This is a genomic window from Pseudoflavonifractor sp. HCP28S3_F10 (genome assembly GCF_052065415.1).
GTDB lineage: Bacteria > Bacillota > Clostridia > Oscillospirales > Oscillospiraceae > Pseudoflavonifractor_A.
Genome location: NZ_JBQHUB010000057.1, coordinates 1 through 2577, shown reverse-complemented (window position 1 = coordinate 2577; position 2577 = coordinate 1). Strand labels below are relative to the sequence as shown.

3 protein-coding genes are annotated in these 2577 nt (G+C 61.5%); all 3 read right to left on the bottom strand.

The features are described 5' to 3' along the window. Positions 1–129 precede the first annotated feature (129 nt). On the bottom strand, positions 130–1152 hold the full coding sequence (locus ACTNBZ_RS14225; RefSeq protein ID WP_441210925.1) for a rod shape-determining protein: 1023 nt from the start codon (positions 1150–1152) through the stop codon (positions 130–132). A 184-nt stretch (positions 1153–1336) separates the two neighbouring features. Next, a complete protein-coding gene (locus ACTNBZ_RS14220) occupies positions 1337–1993 on the bottom strand; it encodes a ComF family protein (protein WP_441210923.1) in 657 nt (218 codons plus the stop codon). Continuing rightward, positions 1990–2166 (bottom strand): hypothetical protein, encoded by a 177-nt coding sequence (locus tag ACTNBZ_RS14215; RefSeq protein ID WP_441210921.1) that lies wholly within the window; start codon positions 2164–2166, stop codon positions 1990–1992. Before ACTNBZ_RS14215 ends, ACTNBZ_RS14220 begins: the two co-directional genes overlap by 4 nt. Positions 2167–2577 lie beyond the last annotated feature (411 nt).

Sequence of the window (2577 nt, the reverse complement as noted above, 5' to 3'; positions counted from 1 at the left end):
ATCACCATTTTAATATTAAAAATAGGGGGGGCCCGCGATTTTTATTTTTACACTGTGACCCCGAGCAAAACCCCAAAAAAAAAAACCCCCCCCCCCCCCCCCCCCCCCCCCCCCGCCTTTGTATCCAGTTTAGTTCATCTGCTTCCGGCGGGACAGGTTCATGGTGCCGTCCTGCATATCGCCGATGGTCTCCAGGCTCTTGCCGGTGCCGTAGGCCACGCAGGAGATGGCGTCGTCCGCCACATGGGTCTCGATACCGGTATGGGACTCGATGAGCTTGTCAAAGCCCCACAGCAGGCTGCCGCCGCCGGTCATCACGATACCGTTGGTGGCGATGTCGGCCACCAGCTCGGGGGGCGTGCGCTCCAGTACGCCGTGGATGGCCTCCAGAATGCGGGTGGCGGGCTCCTCAAAGGCCTCAATCATCTCGCTGGAGGTGACGGTGAACACCCGGGGCAGGCCGGTCATCAGGCAACGGCCCTTGATCTCGATGGACTGCTCCTCCGGCCGGGGGAACACGCAGCCGATCTTGACCTTCAGCTCCTCGGCGGTGCGCTCGCCGATGAGCACGTTGTGCTTGCGGCGGATGTACTTGATGATGGCCTCGTCGAACTGGTCGCCGGCGATCTTGATGGAGGTGGACTCCACGATGCCGCTGAGGGAGATCACTGCGATATCGGAGGTGCCGCCGCCGATATCCACGATCATATGGCCGTCGGGCCGGGTGATATCGATGCCCGCGCCGATGGCGGCGGCCAGAGGTTCCTCGATCAGATAGACCCGGCGGGCGCCGGCCTGGATGCCCGCGTCAATGACGGCCCGCTCCTCCACCTCGGTGATGCCGGAGGGGACGCAGATGACGATACGGGGCTTGAACAGCCGGAAGGAGGTCACCTTGCGGATAAACTCCTTGAGCATCCGCTCGGTCATGTCGTAATCGGAAATCACGCCCTCCCGCAGGGGACGGATGGCCACGATATTGCCGGGGGTCTTGCCCAGCATCTGCTGGGCCTCGGTGCCCACCTTGAGCAGCTTGCCGGTATCCTTATGGAGGGCCACCACGGAGGGCTCCCGGAGCACCACGCCCTTGCCCGCCACATACACCAGAATGGAGGCCGTACCCAGATCAATGCCGATATCCTTGCTGAACATACCCACACCTCGTAGTCTCTTGAACTTTTCCTTTATTTTTTCCCAAAAACTCATTGTTAATCACCTAATTACAGCTCTGGCTTAACATTAACATTATAGAGAGATTTCACCCGTATTTCAACAGGATTTTTCTTAATTTTTCATTCCATTTTCCGGCCCGGCGCAAAAAAGCGCGATACGCCGGTCAATGCGCCCGGGCCAGCGTGGCGCACACCACGTCCTCCGCGCCGAATGTGCGCAGTACCCGGGCGCATTCGGACACGGTGGAGCCGGTGGTGATCACGTCGTCCAGCAGCAGGACCCGCCTGCCCCGGATGAGCTCCGGGTCCACGATCTCATAGGCCCCCAGCACATTGGCCCGGCGGGCGGCCTCATCCCGGATGCCCGACTGGGCCGGGTTGTTGCGGCTCTTGCGCAATGTCTCCACCGCCACATCCCCCAGCTCCAGTGCCGCGGCGGAGGCCAGCAGGAAGGCCTGGTCATAGCCCCGCTCCTTCCTGCGCCCCGGCGACAGGGGGACCCAGGTGATCAGGTCCCAGCGGCCGGAGAGGTGCTCCCGCACGCAGCCCGCCACCAGCTTGCCGTAGGCCCCGGCATAGCCCTGTCTCCCGCTGAATTTGTAGCGGTGGATGGACTCCCGCACCGCTCCCTCATAGCGCAGAGGGGATACGGCCAGGGACACGAACTCGCACCGCTGTTCCCCCGCCGCCCCGGTGAGCCAGGGCAGGTCCCGGCCGCAGGCGGCGCAGACCTCCCGCTCGCCGGAGCGCAGCAGTTTTCCGCAGAACACGCATTTGGGCGGGAAAAGCAGGTCCAGCAGGACCGACAGCGCCCGGCTCATTTCACATCCCCCGCCTCAATAGGCCCGTGCTCCTTCTCAAACTCCCGGATACACTTCTGGATGAGGTACAGGATCTGACCGCTCATGGATCGTCCTTCATAAGCCGCAATATACTGGAGCTTGTCATGGAGGGTCTTGTCGGTACGAATGCTGAGATGATTCGTTTTTTCCATATGCCTTGCCTCCCCTTGTCTCTGGTAAGCAAAGCATATCCTTATGTAGACAAACTTAGTTTATTCTTAGTGCATTCTTACGGCATAGAATTTTACGGAGAGGGGGGTTGGCCCGCCTGCGGGCGGGCGGAGACGTTGTCCTGCGCGGACGGCGCCCCTTTCTTTTCCCGAAAAGAAAGGGGGAAGAAAAGGGCCAGAGGGAGGCCCAGCCCTCCCTCTGGACTCCCTCCCTATCCAAAGTCCGCTCCCACGGTGCCATCAAAATCAAGATGGTTTTTCGCCGCGCTCGCATGGTGCAGGCGTAGGGCGGGGCGCCCTCGCCCCGCCGTTCCACATTCACACACATCCCGGACGGACGCACCCCGCCGTCCGATTTTTCACGCATACGCCGATCCATCCGGTCCTTGCGGC

What these genes read in the sequence shown, in the direction of transcription:
- ACTNBZ_RS14225 (WP_441210925.1), bottom strand. Translation starts at nt 1,152, where the DNA reads ATGTTCAGCAAGGATATCGGCATTGATCTGGGTACGGCCTCCATTCTG.
- ACTNBZ_RS14220 (WP_441210923.1), bottom strand. Translation starts at nt 1,993, where the DNA reads ATGAGCCGGGCGCTGTCGGTCCTGCTGGACCTGCTTTTCCCGCCCAAA.
- ACTNBZ_RS14215 (WP_441210921.1), bottom strand. Translation starts at nt 2,166, where the DNA reads ATGGAAAAAACGAATCATCTCAGCATTCGTACCGACAAGACCCTCCAT.